The organism is Dehalococcoidia bacterium, assembly GCA_041653995.1.
Lineage (GTDB): Bacteria > Chloroflexota > Dehalococcoidia > GIF9 > UBA5629 > CAIMUM01.
The window spans coordinates 144,331-160,555 of sequence record JBAZEK010000003.1 but is presented as its reverse complement, the minus strand read 5'-3'; the positions used below and the strand labels follow the sequence as shown (position 1 = coordinate 160,555).

The 16,225-nt window shown below is 52.3% G+C and carries 18 protein-coding genes; 5 read left to right on the top strand and 13 right to left on the bottom strand.

Features of this window, described 5'->3' with window-relative positions; all coding sequences use genetic code 11:
* Nucleotides 1-19: 19 nt before the first annotated feature.
* Entirely contained in the window at nt 20-1,393 is a 1,374-nt protein-coding gene (locus WC359_09875) for a tetratricopeptide repeat protein (GenBank protein ID MFA5400736.1), read from the bottom strand.
* Nucleotides 1,394-1,439: 46 nt separating this feature from the next.
* The gene (locus WC359_09870) at nt 1,440-2,072 is read right to left on the bottom strand and encodes a hypothetical protein (protein MFA5400735.1); all 633 of its coding nucleotides are present in this window, start codon (nt 2,070-2,072) and stop codon (nt 1,440-1,442) included.
* Between the two features lie 250 nt (nt 2,073-2,322).
* Between WC359_09870 and WC359_09865 the strand changes: the two genes are divergently transcribed.
* Nucleotides 2,323-3,240, top strand: coding sequence for a cation diffusion facilitator family transporter (locus tag WC359_09865; GenBank protein ID MFA5400734.1), 918 nt, complete (start codon nt 2,323-2,325; stop codon nt 3,238-3,240).
* Nucleotides 3,241-3,265: 25 nt separating this feature from the next.
* Nucleotides 3,266-3,709: an ATP-binding protein gene (locus WC359_09860; protein ID MFA5400733.1), complete on the top strand. Its 444-nt coding sequence runs from the start codon at nt 3,266-3,268 to the stop codon at nt 3,707-3,709.
* A 21-nt stretch (nt 3,710-3,730) separates the two neighbouring features.
* Here the strand turns inward: WC359_09860 and WC359_09855 are convergent, their stop codons facing one another.
* The 4 genes from WC359_09855 to WC359_09840 all read right to left on the bottom strand — a co-directional run bounded on the left by WC359_09855 (nt 3,731) and on the right by WC359_09840 (nt 6,668).
* Complete coding sequence (locus WC359_09855) at nt 3,731-4,303, bottom strand: nitroreductase family protein (protein MFA5400732.1); 573 nt, start codon at nt 4,301-4,303, stop codon at nt 3,731-3,733.
* Between the two features lie 64 nt (nt 4,304-4,367).
* Nucleotides 4,368-5,000 (bottom strand): DUF47 domain-containing protein, encoded by a 633-nt coding sequence (locus WC359_09850; GenBank protein MFA5400731.1) that lies wholly within the window; start codon nt 4,998-5,000, stop codon nt 4,368-4,370.
* A gap of 67 nt (nt 5,001-5,067) precedes the next feature.
* Nucleotides 5,068-6,207, bottom strand: coding sequence for an ABC transporter substrate-binding protein (locus tag WC359_09845; GenBank protein ID MFA5400730.1), 1,140 nt, complete (start codon nt 6,205-6,207; stop codon nt 5,068-5,070).
* An 11-nt stretch (nt 6,208-6,218) separates the two neighbouring features.
* Entirely contained in the window at nt 6,219-6,668 is a 450-nt protein-coding gene (locus tag WC359_09840; GenBank protein MFA5400729.1) for a DUF3795 domain-containing protein, read from the bottom strand.
* Between the two features lie 157 nt (nt 6,669-6,825).
* Here WC359_09840 and WC359_09835 point away from each other — a divergent pair, with 157 nt between their 5' ends.
* Nucleotides 6,826-7,401 carry a LemA family protein gene (locus tag WC359_09835; protein MFA5400728.1) on the top strand — a complete coding sequence of 192 codons (576 nt, stop codon included), beginning with the start codon at nt 6,826-6,828 and terminating at the stop codon, nt 7,399-7,401.
* Between the two features lie 26 nt (nt 7,402-7,427).
* Nucleotides 7,428-8,321 carry a YgcG family protein gene (locus WC359_09830; protein MFA5400727.1) on the top strand — a complete coding sequence of 298 codons (894 nt, stop codon included), beginning with the start codon at nt 7,428-7,430 and terminating at the stop codon, nt 8,319-8,321.
* Nucleotides 8,322-8,387: 66 nt separating this feature from the next.
* Here the strand turns inward: WC359_09830 and WC359_09825 are convergent, their stop codons facing one another.
* Nucleotides 8,388-9,596: an acyl-CoA dehydrogenase family protein gene (locus WC359_09825; GenBank protein MFA5400726.1), complete on the bottom strand. Its 1,209-nt coding sequence runs from the start codon at nt 9,594-9,596 to the stop codon at nt 8,388-8,390.
* Between the two features lie 169 nt (nt 9,597-9,765).
* On the opposite strand from WC359_09825, the gene WC359_09820 reads away from it, so the two are divergent.
* Nucleotides 9,766-10,395, top strand: coding sequence for a hypothetical protein (locus WC359_09820; GenBank protein ID MFA5400725.1), 630 nt, complete (start codon nt 9,766-9,768; stop codon nt 10,393-10,395).
* 10 nt (nt 10,396-10,405) lie between these two features.
* On the opposite strand, the gene WC359_09815 is transcribed toward WC359_09820, so the two are convergent.
* The 6 genes from WC359_09815 to WC359_09790 form a co-directional block, all read right to left on the bottom strand.
* Nucleotides 10,406-11,461, bottom strand: a complete 1,056-nt coding sequence (locus WC359_09815) for a 4Fe-4S binding protein (GenBank protein ID MFA5400724.1) — start codon at nt 11,459-11,461, stop codon at nt 10,406-10,408.
* Nucleotides 11,462-11,491: 30 nt separating this feature from the next.
* The gene (locus tag WC359_09810; GenBank protein MFA5400723.1) at nt 11,492-12,547 is read right to left on the bottom strand and encodes a 4Fe-4S binding protein; all 1,056 of its coding nucleotides are present in this window, start codon (nt 12,545-12,547) and stop codon (nt 11,492-11,494) included.
* A gap of 33 nt (nt 12,548-12,580) precedes the next feature.
* On the bottom strand, nt 12,581-13,633 hold the full coding sequence (locus tag WC359_09805) for a 4Fe-4S binding protein (protein MFA5400722.1): 1,053 nt from the start codon (nt 13,631-13,633) through the stop codon (nt 12,581-12,583).
* Nucleotides 13,634-13,782: 149 nt separating this feature from the next.
* Nucleotides 13,783-14,688, bottom strand: a complete 906-nt coding sequence (locus WC359_09800) for a thiamine pyrophosphate-dependent enzyme (protein MFA5400721.1) — start codon at nt 14,686-14,688, stop codon at nt 13,783-13,785.
* Between the two features lie 11 nt (nt 14,689-14,699).
* Nucleotides 14,700-15,920 carry a transketolase C-terminal domain-containing protein gene (locus WC359_09795; GenBank protein MFA5400720.1) on the bottom strand — a complete coding sequence of 407 codons (1,221 nt, stop codon included), beginning with the start codon at nt 15,918-15,920 and terminating at the stop codon, nt 14,700-14,702.
* A gap of 4 nt (nt 15,921-15,924) precedes the next feature.
* The gene (locus WC359_09790; protein MFA5400719.1) at nt 15,925-16,221 is read right to left on the bottom strand and encodes a 4Fe-4S binding protein; all 297 of its coding nucleotides are present in this window, start codon (nt 16,219-16,221) and stop codon (nt 15,925-15,927) included.
* Between the last annotated feature and the right edge of the window lie 4 nt (nt 16,222-16,225).

The window sequence follows — 16,225 nt, the reverse complement described above, 5'->3', positions numbered from 1 at the left end:
GACCTTAATATGTTGTAAGTCAAAGTGTGGCGTAGAGCGCTCTGGCGGCCTCGATAAGCTTGATATCAGTTGTGTATTGAAGGCAGAGTTCAATGTCGGCTTTCGCCTGCTCGTAATTATGCAGGTTCTTATGTATTAGAGCCCGGGTAAAATAGGCCCAGGCAAAGTCATATTGAAGCCGGATGGACTCGTTTATATCTGAAAGCGCTTTATCGTACAAGCCCTTGCCGTTATATGCCCAGGCACGGTTTGCCCAGGCAGCTGACAGCTTGGGGTTTTTGGAAATGGCTACGTCACAGTCCTCTATGGCCAGGTCCCAAAGGCGGAGATTATTGAAGGCCCAGGCGCGCGTGATGTCAGGAAGCGCAAATTCGGAACTCAGATCCTGAGATTTCGTAGCATCTGCAATGGCAAGGCGGTACTCTTCCTTTAAAATATAGCCGCGTGCCCGCATGTTGTAAGCCAGGGCGGATTTGGGATTCAGTTCAATGGCCTTATTGCAGTCATCCATGCCCATCTGCCACCAGTTTTTAGTGAAATCGTAAGGATATTTTTCAAAGTAAGCCCATGCGCGCTGAATATATGCGCCCGGCAGGTTTGGATTAAGCTTGATGGCGATATTGCAGTCATCTATGGCGAGGTCGTAATTGCCCCTGGCTGTCTGCGCCCAGGCATGGTTCACGTAAGCCGTGGCAATCCTGGGATCCAGGCTTATCGCCGTGTTGCAGTCCTCAATAGCCTTTTCATAAACAGCGGTCTGGTTGTACACCCAGGCGCGATTCACATATGCCAGCGGCAGCGTGGGATCGATCTCAATAGCTTTGTCGCAGTCAGCCAGCGCATTTTCGTAGTTGCCCATTTCGTTGTGGTTCATAGCTCTGAATATATAGGCCATGGCCCTGGTCGGCTCGGCGGCGATGCCGTCGGTACAGGCGAGTATAGATTCCTTGAACTCGCCCAGGCCGTAGAGCGCCCAGCCCTTATTGATGTAGCCCAGGGCAGTCTTAGGGCTCAGCTCAATAGCCTTCAGTGAGTCGGCCAGCGCCAGTTGATATTGGCCCTTTTCATTATAGGCGGAAGCGCGCGTGGTATATGCTAATGCGATGTTACCCTTCTTATTTATAGCCCTGGTGCAATCCGTGATTGCGAGATCATATTCACCTATCTGGTTGTAGGTTAAAGCCCTGTTGATGTAAAAGAAGGGCTGGTTTGAATCCATGCTGATGGCCTTTGTATACTCTTCGATTGCCTTGTCCCACTGCTTCTGGCTGTATGATTCATTCCCCGCCTTATAGTGATCGGTGGCACGTTCAAAGATAAAGCAGGACAGGGAGAGTGTTGAGATACAGATTAAAAGTACGATAACGGCTATTCTATTCCACACGCTTTTCATATACCTTATCCAACATCCTAATGTATAAATATGGCCTGGTGGAAAACTACTGGCGGGCCGTCCACTTCCACTTTAGTTCCGGCAATTGCAGGCAATCCATACTGGTGACATAAATCACCCGCTCTGAGGGTGATATGGTACTCGCTACCTTTTTGCCGCTGACAGTGACCTCCGTCATCACCCATTCGCCGTGTTTGTTGATGATACTTCCCTGGTGCCAGCAATTGTATACATCACCGCCGGTATCTTTATTCCGATCGAGTATTGTCCATTCAACATATTTATTTGGATAGTGGCTCCAACCTTCGTATATCTGTTCGGCCGTAACATTTTCAGAGCTGCCGGCGGTCCAGACGATCTCTCCGTCTGCTGTCTTGACGATTACCAGAAATTTTTGAGATACCTCATAGCATCCGTCGGACGCTCTCAATGTATATAGCGTGGTTGCCTTCGGTGTTACGGTGAGACTTTCGCTGTCCACGCTGATACTTCCAATGTCTGGATCGACGGAAAGAGAAGTAGCGGCCACTGTTTTCCAGGAAAGGACTGTCTGCTCGCCCAGTATTATAGTTTTAGGTTGAGCAACGAAAGACGAGATGTCAAGTATAACACAGGTGATACTGTTGTCGGTGACCGGAGGATTAGCTGGATTGTCTACCGGTTGCGGTAATTCTTCCACCGTGCACGAGGTGCCTATCAATATCAACATAAGTATAAGTATTGATATTGCCGGTGAAATGCGCCGCCGTTCCAGCTCAAGCAACATAGCGAATTATATAAGGTCTGTTATCCGGATATATTAGTTCCATTATAGCGCCCCTTCATAGTTTTGGGAATATGGTGGTATTGTTCTTTGAATAATAAACCAAATCATGCCAAAATAATCAGGCTTATGTGGATGATACACAGCAGGATTTGAAAGGGAATCAATGTCGAACGATAAAGTAACAAAGCCGGCTGACCATAGTAAGGCCAAGGAAAAATCCATCCTTTTAGGCCTGCTGCTGGGGATATTCGGGCTTATCACCGGTGTAATTGCCGCAGTAATAGCCAATTCACTGACACTCGAATCGGAAATCCTCAAGAATATAGGCTTGGTCACAGCGGTCTTTCTCTCTTACCTCAGTATCCGCAAAGTTAATCGGGGACGAACGGAAGGATATAACTATGGCTACGGCAAGCTTGAAAGCGTCTCCAGCCTTATCGTGGCAACGGTTCTGGTCATATCCTTGATAATCATCATAGCGCATATCATAGAGAGATTTCAGCACCCGGTGGAACTCCATGCGCAGGGAGTGGACCTGGCTATCGTGTTCTCGGCTGTCGGGCTGTTGACCAGCGCCTGGCTTTGGCGGCACGACTACCATCTGGTAAAAGAGGAATTTTCACCGGTATTGGAGTCTCTCTGGCGCATGTACCGGTCTAAAACCATCGCTTCAATGCTCGTCATCGTCTCGCTGTCTCTGAGCGCCATATTCAAAGACCAACCCTGGGTGTACTACGTTGACCCGGCGGCTTCCGTCATTATCGGGCTTTTCATAGTGCAGTCTATCTACAACATAAGTACTATGTCCGTCTACGACCTTCTCGATCGTGCCCTGGAAGAGTCGCTTCAGATCGTCATACTCAGGGAACTGGCGCTTTATTTCGATGATTACGAGGCTATTCACGGGATACGTTCAAGGCGATCGGGAGCCAATGTTTACGTTGAGATCTTTTTGGAGTTCGACGGCGACAGAAAGATGTCCGAAGTTCAGAAGGTGATTGACTCCATTAAATCCAGTCTGGAAAGCAAGATCAGCAGCAGCCAAATTGTTATCTCACCCGCAACAGCGGATGTGGCATAAATAGTCGGGTTACAGGCAAATGATCATGGACGATCAACAAAGGGCAGCAGGCAGGAATGAGAGTACGCTCACCCTGGAGAGCGCGGTGCTGAAAGACATACCGGTGATTGTAGACTTTGTGGTTAACTGGTTGCAGCAGCGAAAGTTGGACAAATATGTGTTTGCCTTCGAAACAGCGGTTGATGAAGCAAGTACCAACGTGGTCAAGCATGCTTACGGCGGCAGGGGTGGTTTTTTCCAGATTTCATGCGCGCTAAATGGCCCCGATATCATTATTATTATCAAAGATCACGGAGAAAAATTTGATCCTGCATCCGTCCCGCTGCCGGAGGTGCACAGCGCGCTTGAGGACCGTAAAGCGGGCGGCCTGGGTATATATATGATGAAAAAGATGATGGACCGGGTTGACTACAGCTTCAGCGAGGGGGAGGGTAACCGTCTGCTGCTGGTAAAGAGGACTTCCGGTTAAACGGGTTTATCGGTAGTCCGCCTATCCGATGATGATGTCCTGCAACAGGCGCTTGGGTACGTGATGTACGGCCTGGCTGTCTCGCCAGTATTTCGCATCTCCGTTCTGATCCAGCGGGTCGACCACGACCTGCTCCTTTGGTTTCCCGATGGCGATAACCAGCAGTATCTCATAACGTGAGCTGACATCAAGAGCCTTTGCCAGGTCGGCCTTGCGTATCGTGGCTATCATGCATCCGCCCAAGCCTCTTTCCGTGGCGCCAAGCAGGATGCTCTGTGCGGCGATCCCGTGGTCCCATACTACATTTTTGCTGAGTTCCGTATCTCCCAGCATGATAATGTACGCCGAAGGCCTCTCTCCCTCGGGGGGGCCACTCCAGTCCTTCAGGTAGGCTGCCCATCCGATGTTTGCGAAGATGGCGGCATTCCTGGCCGCGTCGTTGGATAAAAAATACTTGAGCGGCTGCAGGTTCATAGCGGAGGCTGACATCCTCCCCAGGTCAACAAGCTCCTTCAGAGTGTCAAGGGAGACCGTCGTGTCCTGAAAAAAGCGGCGGTAGCTGCGGTTTTTATAAACAAGCTCTTTGATGGTCATATTTCATCGTCCTTTTATGAAGCTGTGTGTAACCGGCGCCGACCTGGACAGCATGGCTTAGTATTCAAGCGTGTTTCAGGGCTACGCCCTCAAGCACGTTGGCGACATCCTCACACATATCGGTGGCGCTTTCCATATGCTCGTATATTTCGCGCCACTTGATGATATCCGCGATATCATTTGAATCCTCGAACAGCTCCTTGAGCGCCGTGCGATAGATCTTGTCCGCCACGTTTTCCAGCCTGTTGATCTCCACGCAGCTGTTCAGGATTTTCTCAAGGTTGGCGTTATGGCGCCTGAGGCTGGGCATCACATTTTCCACCTCGGTAGTTATCTGGACCAGGATATCTGCAAGCTCACGCGCCCGTTTGCCGGGTTCCCTGACTTTATATAGAACCATGGTGTCGGCAGTTGCCTGGATGAGGTCGGTGACATCGTCCAGAGAGTGCGCCAGCATACCGATATCCTCCCTGTCGAAAGGTGTAATAAAGGAACGGTTAAGCTGGAACATGATTTCGTGGGTTATGGTATCACCCTGATGCTCGATTCTATCCATCTCTTCCAGTTTCTGGTCAATGCTGTCCCAGCTGTATATAAGCTCTTTGAGATTTTCGGCTGCTTTGACCATGTTCTTTGTGCTGACCTCAAAGAGGTCGAAGAACTTGTCGCCTCTGGGCATCAGGTTTAGTTTAAACATTTTACAGAGCGATTATAGCACAGGCCTCGCGGTTGATGTTATCGCCGGAAATCCCCGCCGGAGATCATCACTTAAAAATGGTGAATCTTCCGTTTTTCACGATCTGCACAACGGCGGGATGAACAGGTTCCCTCTCCTGTGTGAAACTGAAAGATCCCATAGGCGTAGTAAAATTGGATATACCTGCCAGCGCGTCTCTAATGGTCTGGGGATCAGAGCTGCCGGCGGTCCGGATAGCGTTGGCCAGCAGCCAGGTGCCGGTATAAGCCTGAGCGGCAAACTGGTCCGGTTTGATTCCATAATCTTTCTGATAGGCAGCTATGAATTCCAGGTTCCTGGTATTGATGCTGGCGATATTCCATGCCGTGCCGGCCATGACTCCCTCTGCGTAGCTACCGGCCTGTTTAATAACATCAGTTGAATTGAAGCCGTTTCCGCCGATAATGATACCGGTATAGCCGAGAGTCCTCGCCTGTATGATGATGGCCGCAGCTTCTTTAGCCAGAGCGGAAACGAGTATTGCGTCGGGTCCCTTTGCGATGATCCTTTCGAGCTGTGGCTTGAAGTCTGTATCGCCGCGGCTGAATGTTTCATCCGCCAGTACCTTCAGGCCGTTTTTTACTACTGCATCCTTAAAAGCTTTATAACCGGCAATGGTGTAGTCGTCGTCCTTGCCCCAGAGATAGGCGACTTTCACCACGCGTAACTGGCTGGCCGCAGCTTTAATGGTGCCTCCGATGACGGTCGATTCCGGCAGGCTGCAGCGGAATATAAAATCGCCCATTTCTGTTATACCCGGAACCGTATTGCTTACGGCAATTACCGGGATCCCGTGTTTCTGGGCTACCGGATCGGCCTTGAAAGCCTGTGAAGACAGCGTCGGGCCTATGATAGCGGAGACATTATCTGTTTCAATTAGACCGGTGATGGCGGAGTAAGCTGTGTCTGCGTCGGCTCCGGCATCTGCAATCACAAGCTTGAGTTGTTTGCCCGATCCCAGGTAATTGCTGTCGTTGACCTCGTTTACGGCCAGCTCAACCCCGTTTTTTTGGGCTTGACCGTAGGATGCTGCTATATCGCCGCTTAAGCCCAGCAAGGCCCCGATCTCAACCTGTTCGGGCTGGGTTTGCGCTGCCGGCTGCTGCTGGGGGGTGGAACAGGCCACAGCCAGGATAATAACAATGAGGGCTATTGTAGTTCTAAACATGTCGGGTGTTTTCAGTCGAGGTCGATCGCTTCTTTGCAGTTACGGCAGCGCTTGGCTCCACGGAAGGTGGCAGCGCCGCAATGAGGACAATTATAGCGTTTCTGCTCCTCTTGTATCCACTTCTCCGTACCGAGCTTCCGCCATCTGGGGACACATCGCAATATAACCTTCTTGCCGACCGCAACCGGGAAATTATCGATGAACCGGCAGGGGAACTCGTTGCACTGATGGCATCCCTCGATTTTCTTTTCGATGCAGCACGACTTGATCGGGCAGATCCGGCAATAGGAAAAGACGCGCTGAGAGAGGCAGCCGTCGCATACCAGGTCCTCAGGTTTGACGCCGTAAACCGGGGCCAGCTTCTCTTTAAATTTCTCATTGTTGTCCCTGGTGGCTATATGGATTCCGCAAACTCCGCAGTACAGACCGCATGGCGCTGCAAGTTCCTTATTGATGGCCATGATATTCCAACCCCCTCTTATTGATTGTGCATGATTATACGCTTCGCCAGCCAGCTTAAACAAGCGTTGCAGGTGTAATTTGTTGATAGAATAGTCCTGATGTAGAATTGCCATAACAAAAATCATCCTGTTCAAATTGATTAAGGAGGTTATCCATATGAAGTCAACCTGGGGATGTGTTCTGGCTGCCGTAGGTGTAATAGTACTTGGCGCCATAATCATTGCAGTTTCCCTGGTCGGTATTTATAACAGCCTGGTAACCAAGTCACAGGGTGTAGACGCCCAGTGGTCGCAGGTTGAGACGCAATATCAACGGCGTTATGACCTGATCCCGAACCTGGTGAACTCGGTCAAAGGGATGATGACACAGGAACAGACGGTTTTCCTGGCCATAGCAGATGCACGAACCAAATACGGGGCTGCCCAGACGGTGAATGAAAAGGCTGCTGCGGCCGGAGAGGTTGAAACCGCACTTGGCCGCCTGCTCGCCGTGATAGAGAATTACCCGGACCTCAAGTCCAGCCAGAACGTTACCCAGTTGATGGACGAACTGGCGGGGACGGAGAACCGCATCAGCGTGGAAAGAAGGCGGTTCAATGACCTCGTGAGGGATTATAACACGCAGATCAAGACTTTTCCCACGAATATGCTGGCAGGTATGTTTGGATTCAGTGAGAAGCAATACTTCCAGTCTGTCAGCGGCGCAGAAACAGCGCCTAAAGTGGAGTTTTAGTGCGGTACAGGCTAATCTTGCTGTTAGTGACAGCCTGTCTGGCTGTCACAATGCTGCCTGTCTTCAACATGCCGGTGTTGGCACAGAATTTTCCTGAGCTCACCGGCTATGTCAACGATAACGCCGGATTGCTTTCATCCGAAGCAAAGGCCGAGCTTGAATCTGAATTGTCGCAGCTCGAGAAAGATACTACGGCGCAGGTCTTTGTGGCGACTGTAAAAAGCCTTGAAGGGGACAGTATAGAGGACTATGCCAGCAGGCTGTTCGAGAAATGGAAGATCGGGCAGAAAGATAAAGACAACGGGGTTCTTTTCCTGGTAGCCCTGGATGATCGCAAGATGCGTATCGAAGTCGGATACGGACTTGAGCCGGTGATCACTGACGGGCGCGCGGGCAGGATACGCGATGACGACGTGCTGCCGCTGTTCAAGAACAACGATTACGAGGGTGGGATTAAGGCGGGTGTGGCTTCAATTGAGAAGTATATCAGGGACGGCACTCCGCCTGCTCCGCTTGAGGAAAACCCGGTGAAATCTGCGTTAGGTGATTTTGTCTTTGTTTTTTTTATCCTTTCTATAGTCACGATTTACCTTTCAGGATTCATGGCGCGCAGCAAGAATGTATGGGTGGGTGGTATCTGGGGCGCCATAGCCGGTGTCATTATGGGGCTGTCGATCGGGGGAATTGCGGCGCTGATAATTGCGCCGCTGATATTCACAGGTCTTGGCCTGGGCACGGATTACGCGCTTACGCGTAATTACCAGAAGCTGAAGGAAGCTGGAAAATCCACTGACTGGCATAAAACCGGGGGTGGTTTCTGGGGAGGCTTTGGTGGAGGGTCGGGAGGCGGTTTCGGCGGAGGATTTGGCGGCGGCGGCGGTGGAATGTCCGGAGGAGGAGGCGCCAGCGGCGGGTGGTAGTGGATATGATAAAGGGGCCGGTTCAGAATTGAAACGGCCCCTTATTTGGAAGGTTGACACCTTATTTTAATAGGCGCGCGGCAGTCCGAGCTTAAACTGGCCGATAACGTTCTTCTGTATTTCCATCGTACCGGCGGCGCTGAACCAACCCATATTAACGAGGTACAGGTTCTGGCAGCGGCCCCTCAGTTTCGCCCACCTGGAATCGGGGCTTATCTGTGAATTGGCGCCCACGATCTCTAGCCCGGTCCTGGCCATGTTGTCCGTGACGATATTGCAGTACAGCTTGTTTCTGGCTGCCTCATAGCCCGGCATCTTACCGGTGCTCATTTTCCACATTATCTCAAGCCCGAAGAGCCGTAGTGTCTCGAGCTCCAGGGCGCGCTCAGCCAGCTTATGGCGCACTACCAGGTCGGCAGACAGGGGTTTCCCTTTATGATTGTTTTCCCTGGAGTAGCGGACGAGCAATTCAAGTATGCGTCGTCCCGTGCCCAGCACATGAGGCGCCAGGGAGAGCCGCTCGATTGCCAGGGCGGGGATCAGCATGTAGAATCCTTTATTCTCCTCGCCGACCAGGTTCGACGCCGGCACCCTCACGTTGTCGAAATAGACCTCGTTGAAACTGTGAATACCCGAAAGATTGATGAGAGGCCTGGTAGTGATGCCGGGGTTTTTCATATCCACGATGATGATGCTCATGCTTTTGTGGATCTTGTTCGACGTTGGATCGGTTTTGCATGCCAGCCAGCACCAGCGTGCGCGGTGGGCGCAGCTCGTCCACACTTTCTGTCCGTTTATAATATAGTCGTCTCCCGATCTGACAGCGATGGTCTTGATCTTATTGTAGTCGGAGCCCGAATCGGGTTCGCTGTAAGCGGTGCACCAGATCCCATCGGGATCACCCGAGGCTATCAGGGGAAGATACTTCTGTTTCTGCTCCTCGTTGCCGAATAGCATCAGGCTGGGTCCATTAATGCCGGTGCCGGATATACCCATGCTCGTGCCGGGAATCTCATAGTAGCCGGCCTCCTCGGAGTAAACAAATTGTTCCCAGTATGATGCGCCCATACCCCCGTATTGCTCAGGCCAGTTCATGCAGAGCCATTTCTTCTGTGCAAGCTTCCTGGATATAGACAGCGAAAACTCCCAGTCCTCGTCCGCGCTCTCCTCTTCCAGCATGGCGGTGTGGTAAGGTTTTCCCACAACTTCGGCAAGGGCAAATTGGCGTATCTCCCTGCGCAGCTGATCCGTCTTTCCACCAAGGTCGAAATCCATATGGTTCCTCCAGTGCCCGATTATAGAATCATGGTAGCCGGGTCCCTCAAAAGGCGTCTTATATTGTAGTATAATTTTAGTACTATTGATAGAGGTAAGGTTGTATCGGTGATCAGGCCGAAGGTTACATGGAGATGATATAGCAGCCGACAAAGAGAGGAGAGTAATCATGTCACAGGAACTGGGCAAAGTAGAGAAACCTGAAGTTGACAGCTTCAAAGGCAGCAGAAAGATAATGCAGGTGCCCCTGGTGTATGCCGGTAAAAACTCCCCTGCGGAATATGTCGAGCTCTATGAAAAATACTGGCAGCAGGTCGATCAACTGATCGCCAAGCTCGAGGGTAAATTGGGACCTGTGTCTTTAATCTATCATGAGACGGTTGATAAGGAAGGTGAAGGCGGTTTGGAGATACTCAAGGAACTGCATCCCAAAAGCCATGAAATGGTTAATAAACGCTGCGCGGAGTCTGCATCTTTAAAGTGTATCGAGATCAGTGAGCTGCTCGGGGAGGTCATGGACTGGGAGCGCTGCCTTATGGTCGGACTGATCAGTGAAAAAGTGGCCAAACAGGTCTACGAAGCGTATTCTGATGCCTCGAGAAAACGCTACCAGTTTATCGGCAAAACCATCGATGAGACTTTAAAGCCCGGCGATGTCGCCCTGCTTTTTATTCGAGAAGGGCATTTAGTCCAGTTCCCCCAGGACATTGAGGTATTCATGGTGGCGCCGCCCGCGCTGGATGAGATACATCGCTGGGCGCGTGACCGCGCCGCAAAAAGGGAAAAAGAGCAGGATTAGATCCCGGCCTTTAACAGGCTCTCAACGGTATTTTTCCGGCGGGCCTCTTCTCCAGGGACAATGCTTCTACGGGACATACATACATACATAGCCCGCAGCCTATACAGCGTAATTCATCCCTAAATAGTCGGCCGCCCTCCATTTTCAATGCGTCCATCTGGCAGCGCTCCAGGCAGGCCTCGCAGGCCGTGCAGGCTTCCTCATCGATCTTGATCAGGTAACGTGCGATGACGGTCTGGCTGGGGGCCGGCGCTTTTTTATAGCCCTTGAGCGCTATGCAGTGGCATCCGCAGCAGTTGCACAGGATATTTGAGAAGTGATCGGGCGTATCGGCGTACTGATGTATCAGGCCGGCCTTTTCCGCTTCCTCCAGCACCTGGAGCGCCTGCTCCACATTTAGCTGTTTGGTCAATCCCTTTTCGATAGTGAATTTAGCTGAAGAACCCAGGATCATGCAGTTGTCCATCGGCCTGGAGCATGGATTGCCCCATTGCTGTCCAAGCTCGCGGCAGTGGCAGAGCGCCGCGCCGATATACTCGCTTTGCTTGATCAGTTCTTTCATCTCCGCATAGGGGATAATCGTGGAGCGGCTCATGATCTCCTGTCCGACAGTTACTTTCCTGGGGGCGGACGGTGTTTCAGTTACGATCTGAGCGCCGGATTTGCGCAGCCGCCACATCGCTACCAGGTATTGGCCGAGCAGGATGTCCAGCTTTCCCAGATACTCTTTATCATCACGCCAGAATTGAAGCTCCATGACACCCGGGAAGAGAGGAAGGAGCTCGTAGAGCGTCTCGCCGTTTTCCCTTTTCGAATGTATCAACGCCTTGTTCGCCATGGTCTCAAGGTGCTCGGCAACTTTCTCGGGATGGCTGCCCGGGATACCGGATGCAATCTGTCGGGCCGTGGCGAAATCGTAAGGCATGGCGCAGGCGATCTCTGCCTCGACGGGGCTGTATAAATAAGATATCAGGTCAAAAAACTCGTCACACTTGATACAGGGGACCAGAAAAGTGCTGCGTGAATTAAGTACCGGTATCAATTTCTCATAGACAGGTTCAACCATTATCTCCTCCTCTAATTTTACTGATGCGTATCAACACTTTTGGAGCGGTACCTTGCCGGCTTCCCTCGGTTCGAGATAAAGCGCATCTGTGGGACAGGCCCACATGCAGATGCCGCAGCCGATGCAGCGTATCTCGTCACGCACCAGCTTGCCGTCTTCCATCTTCAGGGCTTTCATCCAGCACCGTCCGATACAGGCCTCGCAGCCGGTACAGTCTTTCTCATTGATATATACCAGGTATCGGGGATTGACCATCTGGCTGGGAGCCGGGGCGTGCTTGGCGCCCCGCAGGATGAAACAGTGGCATCCGCAGCAGTTGCACAGCAGATTGGTGAATTGGCCCGGATTGTTGACATAATTGTGCACCAGGCCGGCTTCCTCGGCTTCATCCAGCTTCTGGAGGGCTTCATCCCTGGACAGGCGCCTGGTGAATCCGCGTTCGATCGAGAATATAGCGGATTCACCCAAGACCATGCAGTTTCCCATGGGTTCTGAGCTTGGTTTGCCCAGCAGGTTGCCCTGGTGTCTGCATACGCAGGTCCCCGCGGCGATATGCTCTGTATCCAGTATCAGCTGTTTCATCTCCTTGTAGGGGATTACGCAGGCGAGCTGCCTGACTTCTTTCCCCACCTTAATTACCTTACCAGGCACTGATTTTTCGATTTTAATCGGCTTGCCGGACATGAATTCCCGTTTAACCGCCTTGGAATAGGCGCTCAGCAGGACGGCCCATTTCTTGCTGCGCTCATCGACGATGCCTTTCATCAACTGGAACTCGATCAGTCCCGGCACGAAAGGCAATCCCTCATAGAGTTTTTTTCCGCTGCTTTCTTTAATATGAATCAGGCCTTTATTGCCCATGACCTCGAGCTGTGCTGCAACTTTCCCGAGATCCTTCGTACCCAGGTTTTTGGCTATTTCTTCCACAGTCGCATACTCAATGGGCATGGCGCAGGCAATTGCGGCCTCCTCGGGTGTGAACAGGAACTGCACCAGGTCATAATATTCCTGGCAGACAATCGAAGGCACGGTCGTCCCGCGGGCGTTCAATGCGGCAGCCAGTTTATCGTAGACAGCGTCAACCATAATATCCTCCGTAATTATTGTGATATGAGATAATCAACCGCGCAGGGGAATTCTGCTGGCCGGCCTTGGCTTCAGTTCAAGTGCATCGGTGGGACAGACCCACATGCAGATGCCGCAGCCGATACAGCGTATCTCATCCCGTAATAATCTACCGTCAACCATCTTGAGAGCGTCCATCTGGCATCTGGGTATGCAGGCCTCGCAACCGGTGCAGCAATCTTCTTTTATCGTGACCAGGTACCGTGCGTTCACCGCCGTGCTGGGCGCGGGAGATTTGCTGGTCATGCGTGTAATCAGACAAAGGTCCTTATAGCAGTTGCACAGCAGGTTGGTAAACCTGTCAGGGCTGTTGGCGAAGGTATGAATGAGGCCCGCTTCTTCCGCTTCCTCGATGCGCTGTATGGCCTCTTGCTGAGTCAGCCGTGTAGTGAATCCCCTTTCAGCGGCAAATTTAGCGGATTCTCCCAGCACCATGCAGTTGTTGACCGGCTTGGCGGACGGTCTGCCCAGCAGGGCGCCCTGGTGCCTGCAGATACATGTTCCCACGGAGATATATTCCGTTTTCAGCAGCAGTTCCTTCAGTTCATGCAGAGGTACGATCGTGCTTTTGCTGTCGACCTCCTGATCCACAGCCACCTTGCGGCCGGGCGCCGAGTACTCCATAGGGGGAGCGTCGGCCGACAGCATGGTCCTTATCATGGCTTTGGAGTAATCCCTCAACAGCGCAGCGAACTTTTTATGTCTCTCGTCGACTATTCCCCGCATGAGTTGAAATTCGGTAATGCCCGGCACAAAGGGCAGGGCCTCGTACAGCTTCACGCCGTCCCTCTCCCGGATATGTATCAGTCCCTTGTCGGCCATGACCTCAAGCTGCCCCTCCAGCTTCTGCAGGTCTTTGGTGGGCAGGTTGGCAGCTATTTCTTCAACTCTGCTCAGTTCAAGCGGCATGGCCACGAAGATAGACGCCTCTTCCGGGTTGAATAAGAATTCCACGAGGTCGTAAAACTCATCGCATTTGACGGCGGGGAAAGCAGTAGAACGGGCATTAATCGCGCCCGCCAGTTTACCGTAGACCTGATCAACCATCTCACACCTCGCAAAATAGTTCTGCACCAAATAATTTGTGTGCGGGATATTTGTATGCAGTCTATCAAGATGAGGCGGTGATTGTCAAGCAGTGATAAAAATGGTTCGGTAGCCGGGCGATTATATCAGGGTTAATCGGCTGGTTGAGGTTAAAGGTTGGTGGCCCTGTTAAGGCACTGCTTCCAGCGGGCGTTAACCCATTGCTGGAGCTCGTCGATCTGTTCCTCGGTTATGGTCTTGAACCTGCCCTGAGATTTGAAATACTCGCGCACGGGCTGCAGGTTACCTCCTTTGCGGGCCAGTGATTCGCTGGCGGAGGTCAGCCTGAATATCTTGTCCTCGATCTCGTAGAGCACGACCAGGCCGGTCTCCACCGCCATCTCGCCGAATTTAATGGTGTCGCTGAAGGGGAAGAGCCATCCGGGCGGGCAGGGAGTGTGAATATGAATGAACCTGGTTCCTTCGATGGTCTTGGCCTTTTTAACTTTCTCGTAAAGGTCCAGAGGATAGGAGGCCGAACAGGTTGCCACGTAGGGGAGGCCGTGCGCCTCCATGATGGCCGTCATGTCTTTCTGGTATTGCTGCTTGCCCAGTATGGGTGTGGTCCCCGACACGGCGCCTAGAGGCGTGGAACCCGAACGCTGGTTGCCCGTGTTCATATAGCCCTCGTTGTCATAGCAAATATACATGAAATCATATTGGCGCTCAGCTGCGCCGCTCAGCGACTGTATGCCGATATCATGTGTGCCTCCGTCTCCGGCGAATGCCAGTACGGTTATTCCCTTCTTGCCCAGCGCCCTCAGCCCGGCCACCAACCCGGTAGCAGAAGCGCCGGTGGAAGCGAAAGGAGTATTCACACATGGCACATTCACGGCTGTTATGGGATACATACCGTGCAACACGGTCGCACAGCTGGCAGGCACCGTTACGATACACTGTCCCTCGAGTGCTTTCAGGGTGTGTCTGTACGCCAGTGAAAGTGCGCACCCGGGGCAGGTGCGGTTGCCCGGTAAGATCCATTCTTTCTCGATCAGGTTAACGGCATTCGCTTTCAATTTGATTTTCCTTAAATGTGGCAGATCCATTCGGGGTAATCAGGGTTGGTCACCGTCTCTTTAAGTGATGATATTGCTTTCTTTGTCGCTTCGGCAAGCTCGCGGGCTTTCACGTCGCGTCCGCCCAGCCCGACGATGAAGTTCCTGATGGCTGCGTTGATATATGTGCCGTAAAGCGCCGACTTTATCTCGGAGCAGGTTGCGCCCTCCGAGCCGTAGCTGATATTTTTATCGAAAACCACGATCAAGCGGGATTTGCGCAGAGCCTGTACAACGTCCTGCTTGGGGAAGGGGCGGAACACGCGTAATCCCAGCACACCTACCTTGATGCCTTCCTCTCTCAGCATGTCAGCCGCTACAATCGCTTCGGAGGCCAGGCTGCCCATGGCGACGATGGTGATCTCGGCATCCTCATTTCGGTCTTCCCAGAACATATTTGCGTAATCGCGGCCGAATATTTCGTTGAATTCCTTTCCTGCCTGTAAAATCGTCTCCCGGGAGTTCTGCAGAGCTTCCTGCAGCAGATATCTGAGTTCCATATATCCATGGCAGAGTTTGCCGTCTACGCCCACGCGTGGATTGGCCAGTGTAACCAGGTTATAGTTCTTGGGATTATCTGGATCAAGAGTTGTGTGGGGCTTATAGGGCGGCAGGTATCGGTCAACATCCACCTGCTCGGGTATGTCGACCGGCATCTCGGTATGGGAAAGGATATATCCGTCGTAGCAGACCATGACGGGCACGTAAACGCTCTCTGCTATGCGATAAGCCTGTATAACCGTGTCCAGGATGTCCTGGTTATTGCGGCAATATATCTGGATCCAGCCGGTATCGCGCTGCGAGATCGAGTCCTGCTGATCGTTGAGAACATTCCAGGGCGCGCCGATGGCGCGGTTCACGCAGGCCATGACAATGGGCAGGCGTGCGCCGGCAGCCCAGTGCAGCATCTCGTGCATGTATGCCAGCCCGTGTGAGCTGGTGGCAGTGAAAGTGCGAGCGCCTACGATAGAGGCGGAGGTGCAAACCGCCATGGCGCTGTGCTCGCTCTCCACGGCCACGTACTCGGCCTTGAGCTGGCCGTCCTCCACGAAGTGCGAGAGCTTCTCGGTGAGCGGTGTCTGTGGAGTGATGGGATAAGCGGCCACGACCTGCACACGGCTCAGCCTGGCCGCTATAGCGGCCGCCTGGTTTCCGTCAAGTATGTGCATGTTTGATTTTCTTTGTACTGCCATAATGTCAGTCCAGTTTTTTCTCTTCGGGAACCATTGTTATGGCCTGCACCGGGCATACCTGCGCGCAGATACCGCATCCCTTACAGTATTCGAGGTCTATAGAAGGCGGTATCGACCGAGTCATAACGGCCTCGGGGCAATAGAGCCAGCAGAGAAAGCAGGTTGGCTTGTTTAATTTTGAAGCAGTGCATCGCTTGTCGTCTATGACCGGAAGGTGAGTGCGCCATTCGCCGGTCCTGCCCGCCTCGCCGATGCCGGGAGACGACTCATCGCAGATGTGGCTGCAATCTCTGGTACCCATGATA